The organism is Haloarchaeobius iranensis (assembly GCF_900103505.1).
Lineage (GTDB): Archaea > Halobacteriota > Halobacteria > Halobacteriales > Natrialbaceae > Haloarchaeobius > Haloarchaeobius iranensis.
In genome coordinates this window covers 1-16,234 of sequence record NZ_FNIA01000029.1, presented here as the reverse complement: position 1 = coordinate 16,234, position 16,234 = coordinate 1, and the positions used below count along the sequence as shown (strand labels likewise).

The window sequence follows — 16,234 nt, the reverse complement described above, 5'->3', positions numbered from 1 at the left end:
AGGATAAGCGCAAAACCAACTAAAACGAGAACAGTTGCTCTTTTATAACTCATTCTATACCTCTTGTTGCTAGCTGGTATTTCTCCCTATTAGTTCCGCTTCGATACACTGCTGTCGGCAGGTGCGTACGGTACGTACAGGTCGTATTCGTGGGTATGATCGTAAACGTCCGTCGGTTCACGGTTCCCGGTCCAGTCTGTTTCTGGCTCGTAAATTGAATTGTGAAGCTTGTTCCTCACAGAAACGCTAACCGAATCGGTCCCCAATACTTCCCGCGGTGGATACACGTGTCTGTATGTCACGATGTGGCCCATCCGGGACTGACCGGTGCTCTCTGCGAGCCAGGTTTTATCTATTTCACCGTCGATATACGCTTGATTGAGCCTGTTGTAGAGGTCTATCGCCTCGTAGTAGGTTGGAATAAAATCACCAAAGCCCGAGAGTAACGTATATACCGAGTCTGCGATCTCGTTGCCCGGTGAACTGCCGGTCTGGTGATCACTTATTGTTGAGATTCCCCATTCAGCATCGTCGTACGCCTGCGTGGATATCTGGTTAGAATAATCATGGTTTACTATCAGTCTGTGTTGTCCCCTGTAGAGTCGTTCATGCCCGGTTGATCCGTTCTCCAACTCGTAACCCGTACACGCAACTGAGGTTGTGAGAACGTTCACTCTATATTTACCGATACTGGAATCCCATTCCGGTATATTTGTCAAAATATTGTAACTGCTCCCTGCGGCAGTGTAACTAACTCCTGAACCATCCATGAAGTTTGATTCAGCGGACCGCGCTATCGAATGTTCTCCGTAGTTTGCGTCGCCACCGCCACCTGGATCATCAGTGTTATCGTCTTCGTCCGGTCCTCTGGGAGCTGCTGACGCGATGCTCGCTGCTTTGCCAACACCAAATATTCCAGTTCCAACTGCACTTACCTGTTTTATAACAGTTCTTCGGGTAGTTTTCTTTTCTCTCGACAACTCATTTACGACATCCGAATACGGATATTAAATATCTTATGGTAAGTTCTATTGGTGTGGGATGAGCGGACCCGGTCACCCACATCCCTGCCTGTGGGCAAACTGCTTTTGCCCCTCCTGCCATGGGTTGATTACATGAAACTGGGAACCGGCCTGTTCACCTGCCAGCGCCGTCCCGACGACGAGCGGAGCACGACCGAGATATACGACGAGATGCTCACGCTCGCGGAGACCGCGGACGACGCGGGCCTGGACAGCATCTGGGTGTCCGAGCACCACTTCACCGAGGACGAGTACCTGCCCGGGACGATGCCGTCGCTCTCGGCCATCGCTGCCAGGACCGAGGAGATAGAGCTGGGCACCTGCATCGCGCTCGCGCCGCTGTACGACGGCGTCCGGCTGGCCGAGGACGTCGCGACGCTCGACCACCTCTCGCACGACCGGGCGACCCTCGGGCTGGCCATCGGCTCCAACCCGGGCGAGTTCGAGGCCTTCGGCGTGCCCCGGGACGAGCGCGTCGAGCGCCTGTCTGACCAGGTGAAGCTCCTGCGCGCCGCCTGGTCCGAGGGCCCGCTCGACTACGACGCCGAGTTCCACGACATCGACCCGGACGTGTCGGTGACGCCGAAGCCCGTCGACAACGACGTGCCGATCATGCTCGGCGGCGGGGCAAAGCCGGCGGTGCGCCGGGCCGCCCGCACGGCCGACGCGTGGTGTGCGCCCTCGAAGCTCTCCATCGGCGGCCTGCAGAAGCGCATCGAGGACATCCGGACCGTCCGCGAGGAGGAGGGCATCGACGGCGACTTCGATGTCTACGTCATCCGCCACGGCTTCGTCGGCGACTCCCGCGAGGCGGCGTGGGAGGCGATGAAGCCCGGCTACTTCTACATCCAGCGCCGCTACGCCGAGATATTCTCCGGCGAGCCCGTCGACGAACTCCCCGAGGAGCGCAAGGAAGAGCTGAAGAAGCAGGCCATCTTCGGGACGCCCGAGCAGGTCGTCGCCGACCTGGAGCGCTACCGCGACGCGCTCGGCGACGACGTGCACGTCATCTTCCGCACGTACCACCCCGGCATCGGGACGGAGACGATGACGGCGTGCATCGAGCGCCTCGGGAACGAGGTCGCGCCGGAACTGCGCTGAAAACCGTCGAGAGACCGTCTCAGACCGACTCGGGCACCGTGAACCCGTGGTCGTAGTCGCCGTCTCTCGCGGCTTCGAGCAGTGCCTCGACGAGGTCCGTCTTCCCGCGCGAGTAGTCGCCGAGGTCGTCTGTCTCGTCGGCGAGCCGCCGTTTCACCGCTCCGTACTCCTCGCGCAGGCTGTCGCGCTCCCGGAGCACGTCCCGCGTGGCGACGCTGACCTTCCAGCCGTCGTCCGACTCGGCGAAGACGTGGACGTTGAACCGCTGCCCGTCGTCCCGGCGGGGCACGACGTTCCAGCCGTCGTGGTTGTCGTAGCGCGTGCCACCGAGCCGGTCGACGAGGACCGCCGCGGCCTCGCGGACCGTGCCGTCCGCGACGACGACGTCGAGGTCGACGATGTCCTTCGCGGCGAGGCCGGGGACGGCCGTGGAGCCGACGTGTTCGATTCGAACGAGGCTGTCCACGAGGCCGGCGGCTTTGAGTGCGTCGTGCACCCGACTGCGCTCGGCCTCGTACCGTTCGACCCACGTCTCGTGACGGGAGTCGACGAGTTCGACGGGGTCGTCGTGGAGGTCGACCATTAGTAGGCGGAGTCGGTCGATACACTTCAATCTCCGTGGTTGGTGCCACCGATTAACTTCCATCATCGCTACAACGCTGCAGGGCCAAGGGGTACCATGGGTTTCCACACGTTCCCGATCGACCGCGCCGACGCACTCGAGGACCCCTCGCGCTACCGCTACTGCTCCCGCGAGGAACTGGTCGCCGCGCTCGCTCTCGACGGGACCGAGGCCGTCGCCGACCTCGGCTCGGGCACCGGCTTCTATACGGACGACGTGGCGACGTTCGCCGACCGGATGTACGCGGTGGACGTGCAGGCGGAGATGCACGACATCTACCGCGAGAAGGGCCTGCCGGACAACGTCGAACCGGTGACGGCACCCGTCGACGACCTGCCGCTCGACGACGATGCCCTCGAGGCCGCGTTCTCGACGATGACGTACCACGAGTTCGCCGGCGAGGGCGCGCTCGACGAACTGCATCGAGTGCTCGTGCCGGGGGGGCGACTCGTCACCGTGGACTGGTCCGCGGCGGGCGAGGGGGAGACGGGACCACCGCGCGGGGAGCGGTACGACCTGTCCGAGGCAGTCGCACACCACGAGGCTGCGGGGTTCGACGTCCAGCGTGCCGACGAGCGTCCGGAGACGATGCTCGTCGCCGCCACAACGAACTGAACGAACGTCCAGTTCTGTGGCTAGTACGTGTTTAAGGAATAGGTGTGCGTCTGTAGGGTGAGTGCGTGTTACAGGATAACACTTTATAGTGGGAAAACGTACCATACGAGTACGATGGTGCGAACAGACCCATACACACCGAGCCGGACCGAGTACGAGTGCGTCCGCTGTGGCGCACGCCTCGAATCACCCAGTGCGACCTGTGACAGTCCGCTGTGCGACGGCGAGGTCCGCAACGTCGCCGTCTCGCGGGAGTAGTACAGCCCACCGCCAGGTCATCACCACTCGATTCCGTTCTCGCGGAGCGCGAGCGGGCCGCAGTCACACCGACGCAGCCCGACATTCGGAAACGTTTATACTTACAAACAGTCAAGTCCTGGCATGGTCGACACCGACGATGCTGGCTGGACCACCGCCGACCGGGTCGCGGGACTCCTCGCTCTGGTCCTCGCGACGGGCTACGTGCTTCCCCCGATCCAGGGGGCAGTGGCGACGGCCTGGTCCGCAGTCCTGGCTCCACTAGCCGTCATCCTTCCGTTCTCAGTGCTCCTCTGTCTCCTCGCCGGGGTGAACGGGCTGTTCACGGCTATCGCCCAGGTGAAACTGCGCGACTCCGAACGCGTCGAACGGTTCCAGGCCCGGACCGAAGAGCTCCAGGCCCGGCTCCGGGCGGCCCGCGAGGCCGACGACCTGACGGTCGATGATCTCGACGAGGAACAGCACGAACTGAACCGGACGATGGTCGCGATGCTGAAGACGAACTTCCGGCCGCTCGTCTGGAGCATGCTGGTGACCATCCCCACGTTCCTCTGGCTCCGCTGGGTGTTCCTCGCCCCCGCGGCCGGCATCGCGCCAGCGATGGTGTTCGTCCCGCTGGTCGGCCAGCTGTCGTGGACCGCCACCGTCGTCGGCCCGGTCAAGCTCTGGCTGGCCTGGTACTTCGGGGCCTCGCTCTCCTCGGGGTTCGTCGCCCGCAGGTTGGTCCGCCGGGTTGCAGCGGACGGCTGAGTACCGGTCAGAAGTCGGGCAGGTCCTCGGGCGGCTCGTAGTCGGCCTCCCAGTCGATGTACTCGTCTTTCAGCACCTCGCAGACGATCTGTCCCAGTTCGGTCAGTCCGGCGTTGATGCCCGAGACGGTCCCCCACGAGTCGAGGTCCGTGTGGTAGGTCCGCTCCTTCCAGTCCTCGGGGATGCCCGGTGCGTGGTAGCCGACGCGGTCCGCGAAGTCGTCCCAGAAGAAGTCGAACTCCTCGAACAGCTCCATCTCGCCGGCGATGCGGAACTGTTCCTCGCTCATGTCGGCGTGGTCGGCCCACTCCTCGAACGCTCGTTCCCACGCGCCGTCGTGCAGGAACGCCTCCAGTTCCTCACGACGGTAGTCGGCGTCTGCGGCGACCGATGCGTCCTCGTACTCGTTCGGGTCGACGTACTCGAGTTCGGGCGGCGCAGGCGCGTCGACGTCAAGTCCCATGCGAGCCCGTAGGGTACGCCGTCCGATAAGGGTGCAGGTCCGGGGCTGTGCCGGCCGTGGCACCACTCAGAGGCTGCCGTCGTCGGCTGCACCGCGAACCGCGGCCGCCCGTTCGTGGATGGCCGCGAGTTCGTCCTCGTCCTTGTTGTCGAGGTGATGGTAGACGAGCCCCATCCGGCCGGTTGCCCGGAGCTGCTCCTCGTGGCGGTCCAGGAACTCCCAGTAGAGCGCGTTGAACGGACAGGCGTTCGCGCCGGTCGTCTCGTCGTGGTCGTAGCGACAGTCGTCGCAGTGGTCGCTCATCTTCTCGACGTAGTTCGCCGACGAGACGTACGGCTTCGTCGACATCGCGCCGGTCGCGAAGCTGCCCATCCCGACCACGTTCGGCGTCGTCACCCAGTGGTAGGCGTCGACGAAGCCGAAGTGGAACCAGCGGTTGAGTTCGGCCGGGTCGACACCGAGCAGCGTGGCGAAGTTCGACAGCACCATCAGCCGCTCGATGTGGTGGGCGTAGCCACGCTTCCGGACGTGGCCGACGCACGCTTCGAGACAGCGCATCTCCGTCTCGCCCGTCCAGTACGCGTCGGGGAGCGCCCGGTCGTGGTCCAGCTGGTTCGCGTCGGCCATCGCGGGCATTTCCCTGCGGTAGACGTGTCTGGTGAACTCGCGCCAGCCCAGCAGCTGGCGCACGAAGCCCTCGACGCTCGGGAGCGGGGCGTCGCCGGCCTCGTACGCGTCGATTGCGGCCTCGATGCACTCCTCGGGCCGGAGCAGGCCGAGGTTGAGCGCGGGCGACAGCAGCGCGTGGTTCAGCGACCACGACCGCTCGACCATCGCATCCTGGTACGGCCCGAACGTCGGAAGCCGGTCGGCGACGAACGCGTCGAGGGCTTCCAGGGCGGCCTCGCGGGTCACCGGCCAGCGGAACGGTTCCGCCGCGTCGTCGGCCCAGGTGTCGAACGTCTCCGTCACCCAGTCGATCACCTCGCGGGTCGTCTCGTCCGGCTCGAACGTCGGTGGGTCGGGGAACCCGACCTCGGGCCGGGGGAACTCGCGGTTCTCGTCGTCGAAGTTCCACTCGCCGCCCTCGGGCTCGTCGCCGTCCAGCAGGTAGCCGGTGCGGCGGCGCTGCCAGCGGTAGAACTGCTCGTGGACCGGCTCGTCACCGGCCCACTCGTCGAAGGCGTCGGGGGAACAGACGAACAGGTCGTTCCCGACAATCGTCAGCTCCGCGTCGACCCCCGTCCCCGCGGCCGCCTCGGCGACGACGTCACCGAGCCGCTCGCCCGCGCCGTGGCTCGGCGGCCGCATCGCCACCAGCCGGTCGGGGGCGTGGCCGGCGAGGTGCTCGGCGACGCCGTCGCGGAACGTCTCGGCCCGTCGGTAGTCGACCTCGTGGCCGGCCTCGCGGAGGCGGTCGCGGAAGTGCCGCATCGCGCTGAACACCAGGACGAGCTTGTGTGGATGGTACGGCAGTTTGCGTGCGAACTCGCGCGCCTCGACGAGCAGCACCGCTTCCTCGCCGGGCTCTACGTCCGCCAGCGGTCCGGCGTCGGCAGCGAGCTGGTCGCCCAGCACCCAGACGGTCATACCCGTGGTTGGAGCGGGGACGGTAAAAGCGCGGTTCCGAACGACCGGCCGTCAGGCCCGCGTCAGCGCGTAGAACACGACTGCCAGCCCGGCGATGTCGACCAGCTGGCGAACGATGGAGAGCCCGAGGTCGAGCTCCGACGAGGTCCCGCCCGGCAGGAGGAGCAGGAAGTGGACGGTGCCCAGCAGGGCGATGCCGACGGCGAGGGCGCGCATCGCCCGACTCCCGTTCCGGAGGTACCCGCGGTAGGCCTGATAGACGACGAGCAGGCTGACGACGACGCCGACCGCCGCCACCGCCGACCGGACGGCGACCGGGTCCATCAGCGCGACACCTCCGGCTCGCGGTCGTCCTGGCGTTCGTTCGTCGCTGTGGTTGGTCCGGACATGGTCAGTCACCCGCGTAGATCGCATAGAGCACGACGCAGAGCCCGGCCAGCCGCGTCGCCGCCGCGGCGGTGCTCGTCGTGTCGGCCGGGTACTGGAGCGTCGACAGCACGAGGTTCAGCAGCTTCGGGACGGCGACGACGGTGAACAGCCCCGCACTGAGCGCCAGGAGCCGGGTGCTGCGGGTGCGCTGGTAGCCCCTGTACGCCCGATAGGCGATGACGCCCGCGAGCGCGATGGAGACGAACACCCCGACGAACAGCGTCAGGACCAGTATCGTCGGCCCGCCTGTGGTGGTGACGCCTTGCATCTATCTCAACTCCTCGAACAGGTCGGTGAACCGGTCGGCCGGGTCGGTCTGGTGCTCGAGCTGTACGTCGAAGCCGTCCTCGTCGAGTTCGATGGTCACCCGCTGTAAGTTCGCCTCGAACACCTCGTAGTGGTGTCCGTCGGGGTCGAGCTCCTGGTCCGACGTGACGAGGTCGTGCTCGCGGAGCCTGTCGATGCGCCGGTAGATGGTGGGGGGCGACGCGTCGCAGTGTTCCGCCAGCTCGTTCGCGGACATCGGTCGGGAGCTCGTGTGGATGAGGATGGTGCGGGCGTACTCGTCCTCGAGCAAGCCCGCGACGTCTACAAGCACCTCATCACTCATCACTCCGGTTTTCGCCCGACCTTCTTATAAAACGAACCAAACTTTCTGGATGTGAAGTAGAATCGCTGTTTATACAACCTCTGACTGACACGAAGCGAACACGATGCCCGCCATCGAGACGACCGCCCTGACGAAACGCTTCGGTGACGTCCTCGCCGTCGACGAGCTGGACCTCACCGTCCGGGAGGGGGAGATATTCGGTTTCCTCGGCCCGAACGGTGCCGGCAAGTCGACGACCATCAACATGCTGCTGGACTTCCACCGGCCGACCAGCGGCTCGGCGACCGTCCTCGGCCTCGACGCCCAGGACGAGATCGGCGAGATCCGCGAGCGCGTCGGTGTTCTCCCCGAAGGACTCGAACTGTACGACCGACTCACCGCCCGCGAGCACCTCCAGCTCTGCGTCGAGATGAAGGACGCGCCGGACGAACCGATGGCCGTCCTCGAACGCGTCGGCCTCGCCGAGGAGGCCGACCGGAAGGCCGGCGGCTTCTCCACCGGGATGTCCCAGCGACTCGCGCTCGGGATGGCGCTGGTCGGCGACCCGGACCTCATCATCCTCGACGAGCCCTCCTCCGGGCTGGACCCCAACGGTATCCAGCACATGCGCGAACTGCTCCGCGAGGAGGCCGCCGACGGGACGACCGTCTTCTTCTCCTCGCACATCCTCAGCGAGGTCGAGGCGGTCTGTGACCGCGTCGGCATCATGAGCCAGGGCGAGCTCGTCACCGTCGACACCATCGACAACCTGCGCGAGCGCTCCGGCGACGCCGGCGAGGTCGAGTTGACCGTCGAGACCGTCCCGAACGACCTCGGCCTGAAGGTGATGGACGACGTCAGCGACGTCGAGGTCGACGGCGACGAGATCCGCGCCTACTGCCACAACGGCGAGGCGAAGATGAACGTCATCCGGCACGTCGACCGCGCCGCGACAGTGACGAACGTCGTCGCGACCGAGACCTCGCTCGAGGAGCTGTTCAACAAGTACACCGGCGGCGGCCGCGACGGCCTCGACGACGACGCACGCGAACTCGCGGAGGAGCGCGAGGCGGAAGCCGAGGTGACAGCATGAGTCTGCAGGCAGTCGTCAAGAAGGACTTCCTCGACGTTCGACGGGCGAAGCTCGTCTGGGGCGTCGGCCTGCTCTACACGCTGTTCGCGGTGCTCTCGTTCTGGGGTATCGGCTCCAGCAGCGACACCGACATCTACAACGCGCTGTTCTCCATGGCGGGCATCGGCGTCCTGATCATCCCGCTGGTCGCGCTGGTCGCGGCGTACCTCTCCGTCGCCGGCGAGCGCGAGTCCGGGAACCTGAAGTTCCTGCTCTCGTACCCGAACAGCCGCCGTGACGTGGTCCTCGGGAAGTTCATCGCCCGTGCGGTCGTCGTGACGGTCTCCATCGTCGTCGCGTTCGTCGTCGGTCTCGGGATGGCCGCGTACTACTTCCCGTCGGTCCAGCTGCCCGACTTCGCCGCCTTCGTCGGCGTCACGCTGCTCTACGCGGTGAGCTACGTCGCCATCGCGGTCGGCATCTCCGCCGCGACGAGCAGCCGGTCCCGCGCCATGGGGCTGGCCATCGGCTCGTGGTTCGTGCTGAACGTGTTCTGGAACTTCCTGCCCATCCAGCCCGCGACCGTCATCGAGTTCGTCGCGGACAAGCTCGGCACCTCGGTGTCTGACAACTTCAAGGACCTCGTCTGGTCGCTGAGCCCGACGGGTGCGTACTTCAACGCCATCCAGCCTATCTTCCCGGAGCGCATCACCGGGGGGAGTGGTGCAGGCACGAACGCGTTCTACCTCCAGCCCGAGTTCATGTTCGTCATCCTCGCGTTCTGGATCGTCGCCCCGCTCGCGCTGGGCTACTGGCGGTTCGAGCGCGCCGACCTCGGCTGAGAACGCGTCACAGGCCCACCGAACGCTTTTTCCGCCCGCTTTCGTCGGACCACCCATGCAGGAGTTCGTCACGCCGCCGCCCGTCGAGCGCGGGGACAGGGTGGCCGTAATCGCTCCGGCGTCGAACGTCCCGTCCGAGTTCGCCCACGTCTACGAGCTGGGGCTCGAACGGATGCGCGAGCAGTTCGACCTCGAGCCCGTCGAGTACCCGACCGCGACGAAGGACCCGGAGTGGCTCGCCGACCACCCCGAGGAGCGCGCACGGGACGTGATGGACGCCTTCGAGGACCCCGACATCTCGGCCGTCATCGCCAACATCGGGGGCAACGACCAGATCCGGGTCCTCCCGCACCTCGACCCCGACGTGCTGCGCGAGCACCCGACCCGGTTCTACGGCTGGTCCGACAACACGAACCTCGCGTGCTACCTCTGGAACCAGGGTATCGTCTCCTACTACGGCGGCTCGACCCTGCTGGAGTACGCGATGGACGCCGAGATGTTCGACTACTCGGTCGAGCACATCGGTCGCGCGCTGTTCGAGGAGTCCATCGGCGAGTGGGAGGCTGCGGACTGCTTCACCGACCAGGCCGGCGACTGGGCGGAGTCCCGGAGCCTCGACTACCACCGCGACATCGAGCCGTCGGACGGCCGGAGCTGGGCCGGCGGCGAGGAGCCGGTCGAGGGCCGCATCTGGGGCGGCTGCTTCGAGGTGCTCGACCAGTGGTTCGTCCACGACGAGTGGCTGCCCGAGCCCGCGGACCTGGAGGGCTGCGTGTTCGCGATGGAGACCAGCGAAGAGCTTCCCCACCCGGGCATGGTCGAGGGCTGGCTCCAGGCGCTGGGGGAGGCCGGCTACCTGGAGGCGTTCGCCGGTGTGCTCGTCGGTCGGCCGGCCGCCCGGAACCACACGCCAGCCGGCGACACGCCCGCCCACGAACGCGAGCGGTTCCGGGAGCAGCATCGCGAGGTCGTCGAGTCGGTCGTCGGCGAGTACAACCCCGAAGCGCCCGTCGTCATGGACTGCGAGTTCGGCCACACCTACCCGACGTGCCCGCTGCCAATCGGCGGCGAGGTCCGCATCGAGCCAGGAACGGAGACGTTGACGCTTCTGTAGCCCGGTTCCGCAAGAAATTTCCACCCGGACCCGCTACGACGGGACTCCATGCCCTTCGACGACTCGACCGCCAGTGACGCGTACGACGAGCTGGCAGACGGCTACGCCGAGGAGGTGCGCTCGAACGCGTACAACGCCCACCTGGAGTTTCCCGCCACGTCGTCGATGATACCCGAGGTGGACGGACAGCGCGTCCTCGACGCGGGCTGTGGCACCGGCGTCTACACCGAGTTCCTGCTCGACGACGGTGCCGACGTCGTCGGGCTCGACGCGAGCGAGGCGATGCTGGCCCACGCCCGCGAGAGGGTCGGCGACCGCGCGGAGCTCCACCAGGCCGACCTCGGAGAACGGCTCCCGTTCGACGACGACGCCTTCGACGGGGTCGTGAGCGCGCTCGCGCTCGGCTACGTCGAGGACTGGGACGCTCTCTTTGCGGAGTTCGCCCGCGTGCTCCGCCCCGGCGGCTTCGTCGTGTTCTCGACCGGCCACCCGCTCGACCAGTTCCCGCTGGACGAGGCTGGCGAGCCGGTCGACGCGGAGAACTACTTCGAGGTCGAGCGGCTCACCAAGGAGTGGGACGTGCCGGTGCCGTACTACCGTCGGCCGTTCTCGGCGGTCGTGAACCCGCTGCTGGAGAGCGGTTTCCGGCTCGAGACGGTCGTCGAGCCGCAGCCGACGGAGGGGTTCCGGGAGCAACTGCCCGAACGCTACGAGAAGGAGTCCCGGTACCCGGTTTTCCTCTGCGTGCGGGCGCGACTTGACTGACCTACTCCTCGCCGTTCACCGCGGCCTCGAAGAGCTCCTGGCCGCGCTCGGTGTCGACGGTCAGCTCCGGCACCGGCGTGGGCTCGTCGTTCTCGTCGATGGCGACGAACACCATGTACGACTCCGTGGTCAGCTCCGTCTCGCCCGAGTGAGGGTCCTCGCGGAACACGCGGACGCGGGTCTTGACGCTGGTCTCTCCGGCCTCGAACACGTAGGCCTTGACGAGCGCGATGTCGGCCTGGGGGATCGGCCGTCTGAAGTTCGTCTGGTCCATCCGGGCCGTGACGCAGGTCTCGCCCGCGAAGCGCATCGCGGCCATCGCGGCGACCTCGTCCATCCACTTCATCACGTTCCCCCCGTGTGCCGCGCCGAGGTTGTTCGCGTCGTTCGGGTTGACGATGACGCGGTTCTCGACGTAGGTCTCGGTCAGACTGGGCATGCCTCCCCGTACCCCATCCCGATGGAATAGCCTACCGGGTTCGGTCGGCTTCGAACGACCGGTTCGACGCACCCGGACCGACGTACGGACGCCCGCTGGTCAACTTCCCACCGGAGTTCTGTCCCTACTGCGGCAGCGAGCTCGGGGTCACCCACTCCGACGGCGGCACGGTCCGCTACTGCACCGACTGCGACCGTCCGATATTCCACAACCCGGTGCCGGGGACGGGTGTGCTCGTCGCCGACGAGGACCACCTGCTGCTGGTCGAACGCGCCGACGCCGAGCTCTGGACGCCCGGGGCGTTCGCAAGCAGCGACGAGTCGCTCCGGCCGAACCACGCCGACCGGTTCGGGAACGACGACCTCGGCACCCCCCGGCGGCCGCGACCTGGGCCGTCCGCTGACCGGTCCGCGTCGAACCGCTCGACCACGGCCGGGGAGTGTGACAGTGACGAACGCGCTCCGACAACCGTTTACCGTCCGAGTTAGAAGCGGTGGCAATGAGTGATTCAGCCGCCCCTCCGGCACCTGAACCCCCCGACCCGCCTGGCGACGGCGAGGGCTCGGTCAGCGTGCTCGGGACGGCCCACGTGTCAGAGCGGAGCGTCGAGGAGGTCCGCGAGACCATCGCCGAGGAGCAGCCGGACGTCGTCGCCGTCGAGCTCGACGAGGACCGCTACCGGCAGATGCGCGGGGAGACGCCCGACGACATCGAGCCCCGCGACCTGCTGGAGGGCAACACCGTCTTCCAGTTCATCGCCTACTGGATGCTCTCGTACGTCCAGACGCGGATGGGCGAGCAGTTCGACATCGAGCCCGGGGCGGACATGCTCGCGGCGGTCGAGACCGCCGAGGAGCACGGCCTCGGCGTCTCGCTGGTCGACCGGGACATCCAGGTGACCATCCAGCGGTTCTGGCGACGGATGACCGCGCTCGAGAAGGTGAAGATGATGTCGGGACTCATCTTCGGCGTCGCGGACGCGCTCGTCGTCGGCGTCACCGCCGGGCTGTTCGTGGGGCTGTTCCTCGGCCCCCTGGCCGGCTTCGCCGTCCCCGCGCTGTTCGGCGTCGGGACGACGACCGTCCAGTCAGTCGCGGGCGGGAGCCTCGTCGGCCTGCTCGCCGGCTACCTGCTCTGGGAGGGCGGGATGCGGACGATGCGCGAGGACCAGTCCATCGCGCTCGGCGCAATCGGCGGCGCGACCGTCGGCGCTGGCGTCGCTGCCAGCGGCCTCACCGCCCCGTACGTCGCCACCCTCCTCGGTGGGGGACTCGGCGTCGCCTTCGCAGCCGGGCTGCTCGGCGGCATCCTCACCGGCGTCGGCGTCGGTGCCGCCCTCGGGCTCGTCCTCGCTGTGGCCGGGTACGACGCCGACGAGGTCGAGGAGTACGACGAGTTCGACATCGACGACCTCACCGACGGCGACGTGGTGACGGCGATGATGGAGGAGTTCCGCCGGTTCTCCCCCGGCGGTGCGCAGGCGCTCATCGACGAACGTGACGCCTACATCGCTCACAACCTCGTCGCGCTCCGGAACCAGGGCTACTCGGTCGTCGCGGTCGTCGGCGCAGGCCACCGCGAGGGCATCGAGGGCTACCTCGAGAACCCCGACACGCTCCCGCCGATGGCGTCGCTCCGGGGCACGGAGAAACAGCGCCGCGTCTCCATCATGAAGGTGTTCGTCTACCTGCTGACCGTCGGCTACATCGCCTTCTTCTTCCTGCTCGTGATGGCCGGCGTGAACGACCTGTTCCTCCTGAAGCTCTTCGCCGCGTGGTTCCTCTACAACGGCCTCTTCGCCTTCGGCTTCGCCAAGCTCGCCGGGGCACGCTGGACGAGCGCGGGCGTCGGCGGAGCCATCGCCTGGCTCACCAGCCTCAACCCGGTGCTCGCACCCGGCTGGTTCGCGGGCTACATGGAGCTCCGGAAGGACCCGGTGAACGTCGGGGACATCGCCACGCTCAACCAGATACTCGGCGACGAGGAGAGCCCGCTCGCGGACGTCGTCCGGCGGATGTTCGAGGTGCCGCTGTTCAAGCTCATCATGGTCGTCGCCGCGACGAACATCGGCAGCGTCATCGCGAGCTTCAGCTTCCCGGTCGTCGTCCTGCCGTGGCTCGCGCCGGACGAGATCGACACCGTCAACGAGCTGATGGACGTGCTGCTGCGTGGCGCACGGAACAGCGCGGAGATCATCGTGGGGCTGCTATGAGCACGACGATGCGCTCCATCAAGGAGACCGAGCTTCGCGACCTCGTGGCTGCGTGGCTTGGGATTTCCATCGCGTTCGCGATTCTCTATGTTGTATACGGATTCGGCAGTCGGACGAACCTCGACATCGGTCTCCCGGTAGCGATAGTCATCTGTGCAGTAACAGCGGGGGTCGCGTTCCTGCTGCACGAGCTCGCGCACAAGTTCACCGCGCAGCGCTTCGGCTACCCGGCGGCGTTCAAGGCCGACTACAACATGCTGCTGCTCGCGGTCTTCAGCGCGATGGTCGGCTTCCTGTTCGCCGCGCCCGGCGCGGTGTACCACCCGCAGACCACCGAGCGCGAGAGCGGGCTCATCGCGCTGGCAGGGCCGGCGACGAACGTCGCCCTGCTGGCGGTGTTCTACCCGCTGTACCTGTTCCCGGGTGTCGTCGGCGTCGTCGGCTCCCTCGGCGTCTGGATCAACGCGTTCCTCGCGGGCTTCAACATGATTCCCTACGGTCCGCTCGACGGCAAGAAGGTCTGGAACTGGAGCAAGCCGGTGTACGTCGCGAGCTTCGCCGTCTGTGGCTCGCTGGCGGCGGGGGCGTTCATCGGCTACCTGCCCTGACCCGGCGTCGAAGGCCCTCCCAAGACATTTACAGGCAAGATGAGTCCGTGCGAGCATGTCGCCCTCCAGACCGTTCTTCACGACGCCCTCCGGCGAGTTCGACACCGGACAGCTCCTGTACGAGGCCATCCCGCTCGCGAAGCTCGTCGCACTCGTCGGTGCGGTCGCACTCACGCCACAGCTACTGCACTGGCTGGCCATCGAACTCCTCAGTATCACGCCGGCTCTCGGCATCGTGTTCACCCTCGCGACGCAGTTCGTGCTGGCCGTCGGTACCGGGCTCGTGCTCATCTACGTGGTCGTCAGGGCGAACCAGCTCACCGACCAGTAGTCTGTCCGACGACCAACCTACTTGGCGCTGCGTGACGAGTCCCAGTCGATGGACGCTACCTCGCTCGACTGGAACCCACCCGACGACTGGCGGCGGGTGGAGACGCTCGACGCCCACACCGGCGGTGAGCCCCTTCGCATCGTGCTCGACGGCCTCCCGGAACTCGAGGGCGAGACCTTGCTGGAGAAGCGCCGGTACATGCGCGACGAGTTCGACGACTACCGTCGCCTGTTGATGCACGAGCCGCGCGGCCACGCCGACATGTACGGCGCGATTCTCACGGAGCCCACCGACGAGCGCGCCGACGTGGGCGTGCTGTTCACCCACAACGAGGGCTACAGCACGATGTGCGGGCACGGCATCGTCGCGCTGGGCGTCGCGTTCGTCGAGGCCGGCCCGTGCGAGCCCGGGGACGACATCGTGTTCGAGACGCCCGCCGGCCTCGTCACGGCCACGACACGCGGGGACGAGTCCGGGGTCGACCACGTCGCCTTCGAGAACGTCCCGGCGTTCGTCTACGCCCGGAACCGCAACGTCGCGGTCCCGGGCCTCGGCGCGGTCGCGTACGACGTCGCCTTCGGCGGTGCGTTCTACGCGTACGTCGAGGCCGCCGACGTGGGGGTCGGCCTCGGGCGGGAGGACGCCGCGGAACTGGTGGACGTCGGCCGCCGAATCAAGCGTGCGGTCGCCGACGACCTCGCCATCCAGCACCCGACGGAAGACGACCTCTCGTTCCTCTACGGCACGATATTCGTCGACGACGAGCCGGAATCGGGCGCGGACAGCCGGAACGTCTGCGTCTTCGCCGACGGCGAGGTGGACCGCTGCCCGACGGGCACCGGTGTGAGCGGCCGGCTCGCCCTCCTCGCGGCCGACGAGCGGGTCGGGCCTGGCGAGCGGTTCACGGTCGAGAGCATCGTCGACTCGCGGTTCACCGGCTGGTACGACGAGGAGACGGCGTTCGAGGGGTACGACGCGGTCGTCCCGACGGTGCGGGGGAGCGCACATATCACGGGCACGCAGACGTTCGTTGTCGACCCCGACGACCCGTTCCCGGCGGGCTTCCTCCTGCGAGCGTGTCATAGAATCCATCTCATAGTTTCTCACAGCCCGGTTCGTTTCCTCGCTCGTAGTTGGTGATAGCAATGACGAGCCGGAGACACAGTGCCAGGAACACTTCTGTTCGTGCGTGGACGCGGCCTCGGGCGCGGACGTGCCCGAGGCCGCAGTCCTTGACTGCGTCGTTGGTCCGTTCGACCCCTGTCCGGTGGTTGTACGTCTCGTCTAAGACTGACTGCTTGAGCTGAACGTCCTCGCTGTGTTCGGTGATGCGGTCTTCGACTCTGTACTCGATATCTTTCGGGTGGTCAGTGTTTCGCGGGTTGTATGGAGCGATTGGCACGACCCCTGCG

22 protein-coding genes are annotated in these 16,234 nt (G+C 66.6%); 13 read left to right on the top strand and 9 right to left on the bottom strand.

Features of this window, described 5'->3' with window-relative positions; translation table 11 throughout:
- Positions 1–89: 89 nt before the first annotated feature.
- Positions 90–980 carry a hypothetical protein gene (locus tag BLT27_RS19325; protein ID WP_139172384.1) on the bottom strand — a complete coding sequence of 297 codons (891 nt, stop codon included), beginning with the start codon at positions 978–980 and terminating at the stop codon, positions 90–92.
- Between the two features lie 135 nt (positions 981–1,115).
- On the opposite strand from BLT27_RS19325, the gene BLT27_RS17045 reads away from it, so the two are divergent.
- A complete protein-coding gene (locus tag BLT27_RS17045) occupies positions 1,116–2,123 on the top strand; it encodes an LLM class flavin-dependent oxidoreductase (RefSeq protein WP_089736093.1) in 1,008 nt (335 codons plus the stop codon).
- A 19-nt stretch (positions 2,124–2,142) separates the two neighbouring features.
- Here BLT27_RS17045 and BLT27_RS17040 read toward each other — a convergent pair whose 3' ends face one another.
- A complete protein-coding gene (locus BLT27_RS17040) occupies positions 2,143–2,706 on the bottom strand; it encodes a GrpB family protein (RefSeq protein WP_089736091.1) in 564 nt (187 codons plus the stop codon).
- 96 nt (positions 2,707–2,802) lie between these two features.
- Here BLT27_RS17040 and BLT27_RS17035 point away from each other — a divergent pair, with 96 nt between their 5' ends.
- The 3 genes from BLT27_RS17035 to BLT27_RS17030 all read left to right on the top strand — a co-directional run bounded on the left by BLT27_RS17035 (position 2,803) and on the right by BLT27_RS17030 (position 4,368).
- The gene (locus BLT27_RS17035; RefSeq protein WP_089736089.1) at positions 2,803–3,360 is read left to right on the top strand and encodes a class I SAM-dependent methyltransferase; all 558 of its coding nucleotides are present in this window, start codon (positions 2,803–2,805) and stop codon (positions 3,358–3,360) included.
- A gap of 114 nt (positions 3,361–3,474) precedes the next feature.
- Positions 3,475–3,618, top strand: a complete 144-nt coding sequence (locus BLT27_RS19320; protein ID WP_139172383.1) for a rubrerythrin-like domain-containing protein — start codon at positions 3,475–3,477, stop codon at positions 3,616–3,618.
- A 123-nt stretch (positions 3,619–3,741) separates the two neighbouring features.
- Positions 3,742–4,368, top strand: coding sequence for a DUF106 domain-containing protein (locus BLT27_RS17030; RefSeq protein ID WP_089736087.1), 627 nt, complete (start codon positions 3,742–3,744; stop codon positions 4,366–4,368).
- A 7-nt stretch (positions 4,369–4,375) separates the two neighbouring features.
- Here the strand turns inward: BLT27_RS17030 and BLT27_RS17025 are convergent, their stop codons facing one another.
- From BLT27_RS17025 to BLT27_RS17005, 5 genes are all read right to left on the bottom strand, one after another.
- A complete protein-coding gene (locus tag BLT27_RS17025; RefSeq protein WP_089736085.1) occupies positions 4,376–4,831 on the bottom strand; it encodes a DUF7992 family protein in 456 nt (151 codons plus the stop codon).
- Between the two features lie 66 nt (positions 4,832–4,897).
- On the bottom strand, positions 4,898–6,421 hold the full coding sequence (locus BLT27_RS17020) for a cryptochrome/photolyase family protein (protein WP_089736083.1): 1,524 nt from the start codon (positions 6,419–6,421) through the stop codon (positions 4,898–4,900).
- A gap of 51 nt (positions 6,422–6,472) precedes the next feature.
- Positions 6,473–6,745, bottom strand: a complete 273-nt coding sequence (locus tag BLT27_RS17015; protein ID WP_089736080.1) for a DUF7521 family protein — start codon at positions 6,743–6,745, stop codon at positions 6,473–6,475.
- Between the two features lie 67 nt (positions 6,746–6,812).
- Positions 6,813–7,118 carry a DUF7521 family protein gene (locus tag BLT27_RS17010; RefSeq protein WP_089736078.1) on the bottom strand — a complete coding sequence of 102 codons (306 nt, stop codon included), beginning with the start codon at positions 7,116–7,118 and terminating at the stop codon, positions 6,813–6,815.
- A complete protein-coding gene (locus BLT27_RS17005) occupies positions 7,119–7,460 on the bottom strand; it encodes a winged helix-turn-helix domain-containing protein (protein WP_089736075.1) in 342 nt (113 codons plus the stop codon).
- 103 nt (positions 7,461–7,563) lie between these two features.
- Between BLT27_RS17005 and BLT27_RS17000 the strand changes: the two genes are divergently transcribed.
- The 4 genes from BLT27_RS17000 to BLT27_RS16985 are packed head-to-tail and all read left to right on the top strand — an operon-like array spanning position 7,564 to position 11,232.
- The gene (locus tag BLT27_RS17000) at positions 7,564–8,532 is read left to right on the top strand and encodes an ABC transporter ATP-binding protein (protein ID WP_089736073.1); all 969 of its coding nucleotides are present in this window, start codon (positions 7,564–7,566) and stop codon (positions 8,530–8,532) included.
- Positions 8,529–9,353 carry an ABC transporter permease subunit gene (locus BLT27_RS16995; protein ID WP_089736071.1) on the top strand — a complete coding sequence of 275 codons (825 nt, stop codon included), beginning with the start codon at positions 8,529–8,531 and terminating at the stop codon, positions 9,351–9,353. Before BLT27_RS17000 ends, BLT27_RS16995 begins: the two co-directional genes overlap by 4 nt.
- A 55-nt stretch (positions 9,354–9,408) precedes the next feature.
- Positions 9,409–10,467: a S66 family peptidase gene (locus BLT27_RS16990; RefSeq protein ID WP_089736069.1), complete on the top strand. Its 1,059-nt coding sequence runs from the start codon at positions 9,409–9,411 to the stop codon at positions 10,465–10,467.
- 48 nt (positions 10,468–10,515) lie between these two features.
- Entirely contained in the window at positions 10,516–11,232 is a 717-nt protein-coding gene (locus tag BLT27_RS16985) for a class I SAM-dependent methyltransferase (protein WP_089736068.1), read from the top strand.
- Position 11,233: 1 nt separating this feature from the next.
- Here the strand turns inward: BLT27_RS16985 and BLT27_RS16980 are convergent, their stop codons facing one another.
- Positions 11,234–11,671 carry an acyl-CoA thioesterase gene (locus BLT27_RS16980; RefSeq protein ID WP_089736066.1) on the bottom strand — a complete coding sequence of 146 codons (438 nt, stop codon included), beginning with the start codon at positions 11,669–11,671 and terminating at the stop codon, positions 11,234–11,236.
- Positions 11,672–11,901: 230 nt separating this feature from the next.
- Between BLT27_RS16980 and BLT27_RS16975 the strand changes: the two genes are divergently transcribed.
- From BLT27_RS16975 to BLT27_RS16955, 5 genes are read left to right on the top strand one after another with little or no spacing between them, the layout of a single operon-like run.
- A complete protein-coding gene (locus tag BLT27_RS16975) occupies positions 11,902–12,159 on the top strand; it encodes a hypothetical protein (protein WP_089736064.1) in 258 nt (85 codons plus the stop codon).
- Between the two features lie 11 nt (positions 12,160–12,170).
- Entirely contained in the window at positions 12,171–13,883 is a 1,713-nt protein-coding gene (locus tag BLT27_RS16970) for a TraB/GumN family protein (protein WP_089736062.1), read from the top strand.
- On the top strand, positions 13,880–14,491 hold the full coding sequence (locus BLT27_RS16965; protein WP_089736060.1) for a zinc metalloprotease: 612 nt from the start codon (positions 13,880–13,882) through the stop codon (positions 14,489–14,491). The genes BLT27_RS16970 and BLT27_RS16965 overlap by 4 nt, the downstream gene beginning before the upstream one ends.
- Before the next feature lie 55 nt (positions 14,492–14,546).
- Positions 14,547–14,822, top strand: coding sequence for a hypothetical protein (locus tag BLT27_RS16960; RefSeq protein ID WP_089736058.1), 276 nt, complete (start codon positions 14,547–14,549; stop codon positions 14,820–14,822).
- Between the two features lie 48 nt (positions 14,823–14,870).
- Positions 14,871–15,962, top strand: a complete 1,092-nt coding sequence (locus BLT27_RS16955) for a proline racemase family protein (RefSeq protein WP_089736055.1) — start codon at positions 14,871–14,873, stop codon at positions 15,960–15,962.
- Here BLT27_RS16955 and BLT27_RS16950 read toward each other — a convergent pair.
- Positions 15,916–16,234: transposase (locus BLT27_RS16950; RefSeq protein WP_139172316.1), on the bottom strand; the 319-nt coding region annotated here is incomplete at its 5' end. The genes BLT27_RS16955 and BLT27_RS16950 overlap by 47 nt on opposite strands.

Excerpts from the sequence above, each read along its gene's own strand:
- BLT27_RS16990 (WP_089736069.1), top strand. The coding sequence starts at position 9,409 with ATGCAGGAGTTCGTCACGCCGCCGCCCGTCGAGCGCGGGGACAGGGTG.
- BLT27_RS17015 (WP_089736080.1), bottom strand. The coding sequence starts at position 6,745 with ATGGACCCGGTCGCCGTCCGGTCGGCGGTGGCGGCGGTCGGCGTCGTC.
- BLT27_RS16995 (WP_089736071.1), top strand. The coding sequence starts at position 8,529 with ATGAGTCTGCAGGCAGTCGTCAAGAAGGACTTCCTCGACGTTCGACGG.
- BLT27_RS17045 (WP_089736093.1), top strand. The coding sequence starts at position 1,116 with ATGAAACTGGGAACCGGCCTGTTCACCTGCCAGCGCCGTCCCGACGAC.
- BLT27_RS16970 (WP_089736062.1), top strand. The coding sequence starts at position 12,171 with ATGAGTGATTCAGCCGCCCCTCCGGCACCTGAACCCCCCGACCCGCCT.
- BLT27_RS16980 (WP_089736066.1), bottom strand. The coding sequence starts at position 11,671 with ATGCCCAGTCTGACCGAGACCTACGTCGAGAACCGCGTCATCGTCAAC.
- BLT27_RS17020 (WP_089736083.1), bottom strand. The coding sequence starts at position 6,421 with ATGACCGTCTGGGTGCTGGGCGACCAGCTCGCTGCCGACGCCGGACCG.
- BLT27_RS17025 (WP_089736085.1), bottom strand. The coding sequence starts at position 4,831 with ATGGGACTTGACGTCGACGCGCCTGCGCCGCCCGAACTCGAGTACGTC.
- BLT27_RS17040 (WP_089736091.1), bottom strand. The coding sequence starts at position 2,706 with ATGGTCGACCTCCACGACGACCCCGTCGAACTCGTCGACTCCCGTCAC.
- BLT27_RS17000 (WP_089736073.1), top strand. The coding sequence starts at position 7,564 with ATGCCCGCCATCGAGACGACCGCCCTGACGAAACGCTTCGGTGACGTC.
- BLT27_RS16965 (WP_089736060.1), top strand. The coding sequence starts at position 13,880 with ATGAGCACGACGATGCGCTCCATCAAGGAGACCGAGCTTCGCGACCTC.
- BLT27_RS17005 (WP_089736075.1), bottom strand. The coding sequence starts at position 7,460 with ATGAGTGATGAGGTGCTTGTAGACGTCGCGGGCTTGCTCGAGGACGAG.
- BLT27_RS16985 (WP_089736068.1), top strand. The coding sequence starts at position 10,516 with ATGCCCTTCGACGACTCGACCGCCAGTGACGCGTACGACGAGCTGGCA.
- BLT27_RS16955 (WP_089736055.1), top strand. The coding sequence starts at position 14,871 with ATGGACGCTACCTCGCTCGACTGGAACCCACCCGACGACTGGCGGCGG.
- BLT27_RS17010 (WP_089736078.1), bottom strand. The coding sequence starts at position 7,118 with ATGCAAGGCGTCACCACCACAGGCGGGCCGACGATACTGGTCCTGACG.
- BLT27_RS17035 (WP_089736089.1), top strand. The coding sequence starts at position 2,803 with ATGGGTTTCCACACGTTCCCGATCGACCGCGCCGACGCACTCGAGGAC.
- BLT27_RS17030 (WP_089736087.1), top strand. The coding sequence starts at position 3,742 with ATGGTCGACACCGACGATGCTGGCTGGACCACCGCCGACCGGGTCGCG.
- BLT27_RS16960 (WP_089736058.1), top strand. The coding sequence starts at position 14,547 with ATGTCGCCCTCCAGACCGTTCTTCACGACGCCCTCCGGCGAGTTCGAC.
- BLT27_RS19320 (WP_139172383.1), top strand. The coding sequence starts at position 3,475 with ATGGTGCGAACAGACCCATACACACCGAGCCGGACCGAGTACGAGTGC.